The following is a 699-nucleotide window of genomic DNA, read 5'->3' as shown; positions in this document are numbered from 1 at the left end:
GGACAGACTTGTCGCTGTAAAGGCCGCTCAGAGAGTGAGGGACGATGTTGAAATTCTGGATGATGCTGGGCTTGCTAATCGCGCCTCTCGCTGGCTGCGTGAAACCGACCGGTAACTACTGCGACATCGCCCGCCCAATATATTTCAGCAGCCAATCGACAATCGACTGGCTGCTGAAAAACGACCGTGATCTGGTTGTGGGCATCGTTTCCAACAACGATACCCACGAGGCTCTCTGCAATTAGAGCATTTCGATCTGGGCAATCGTAAACTTGAACGCAACCATGTGGCCCTGCTTCTTTGATCGGACAACCGCGCCGTCAATAAGCAGGCGCTGCATTAGCTGCTCGGCCTCACTCTTGTTGCACTGAATGGCTGATCTGATCTCACCAATACTTTTCCATTCCTTCTGACTGCGCAGATACGACAGGGCTGCGGCACGCAGGCGCTTATTGCGCTCCTGCACTCTTGGGTCGGACACGTTGACACATGCCTCTGTGCGCGACATCGGCATAAGCGGGCGGTGGCCAACTGATTTTTCGGCGTGCTGAATGATTACGCCGATCTGCCCCTCCATATACGTGGCTGCCTTCATATACTTGAATGGCTGTTTGTGTACGTCGTCAATTGTCAGTCCCATAGTCCTGCTCCCTCATCATCTCTCAAAACCAGTGACATATCTTTTTTCTCGGCTCGAAC

General features: G+C 52.8%; 2 protein-coding genes. One reads left to right on the top strand and one right to left on the bottom strand.

Annotation, left to right across the window (positions count from 1 at the left end):
- Positions 1-44 precede the first annotated feature (44 nt).
- Positions 45-245: a hypothetical protein gene (locus tag AC1QQ2_RS14740; RefSeq protein WP_479713710.1), complete on the top strand. Its 201-nt coding sequence runs from the start codon at positions 45-47 to the stop codon at positions 243-245.
- Here the strand turns inward: AC1QQ2_RS14740 and AC1QQ2_RS14735 are convergent.
- Positions 242-640 carry a hypothetical protein gene (locus AC1QQ2_RS14735; protein WP_479713709.1) on the bottom strand — a complete coding sequence of 133 codons (399 nt, stop codon included), beginning with the start codon at positions 638-640 and terminating at the stop codon, positions 242-244. The genes AC1QQ2_RS14740 and AC1QQ2_RS14735 overlap by 4 nt on opposite strands.
- Positions 641-699: the final 59 nt, after the last annotated feature.

Origin of the sequence: Aestuarium sp., from assembly GCF_023253315.1 — a bacterium.
Taxonomy (GTDB): domain Bacteria; phylum Pseudomonadota; class Alphaproteobacteria; order Rhodobacterales; family Rhodobacteraceae; genus Marivivens; species Marivivens donghaensis.
This window is presented reverse-complemented; position numbering and strand designations above follow the sequence as displayed.

Coding starts and splice junctions, on each gene's coding strand:
- AC1QQ2_RS14735 (WP_479713709.1), bottom strand. CDS start 640: ATGGGACTGACAATTGACGACGTACACAAACAGCCATTCAAGTATATG.
- AC1QQ2_RS14740 (WP_479713710.1), top strand. CDS start 45: ATGTTGAAATTCTGGATGATGCTGGGCTTGCTAATCGCGCCTCTCGCT.